Source organism: Bacillus sp. SIMBA_154 (genome assembly GCF_046536015.1).
In the GTDB taxonomy this organism is placed as follows: Bacteria; Bacillota; Bacilli; order Bacillales; family Bacillaceae; genus Bacillus; species Bacillus pumilus_P.
Genome location: NZ_JAWJBV010000280.1, coordinates 1 through 270, shown reverse-complemented (window position 1 = coordinate 270; position 270 = coordinate 1). Strand labels below are relative to the sequence as shown.

The 270-nt window shown below is 51.1% G+C and carries 1 pseudogene; it reads left to right on the top strand.

Going from position 1 to position 270, the window contains the following annotated elements:
- Positions 1-270 (top strand): annotated as a pseudogene (locus R0K30_RS22055) (YncE family protein); the annotation flags it as partial.

Genomic DNA, 270 nt, shown 5'->3' with positions numbered 1-270 from the left:
ATGTTTTTGCGAGGAAGAAGCAAGCCGTGAAGCGATGTTTCAAGCGCCGATTGAATTGCCTGAGGGGTTTGTCGTTGATCCGGCTGAAGCTGTTGCAAACGTGACGTGGAATGCAGGCAACCTTTCTTGTGTCATTGAACGCTGTTTCATTTAGACGGGGCCAGAGCCTGATGAAATCGGTGTTCAATTCGCAGTGCGCCTGCAGGGAACTGTTACGCTTCCCGTCAGTGTCTCACCAGTGCGAAATCAATATGGACAAGGGAACGCGTC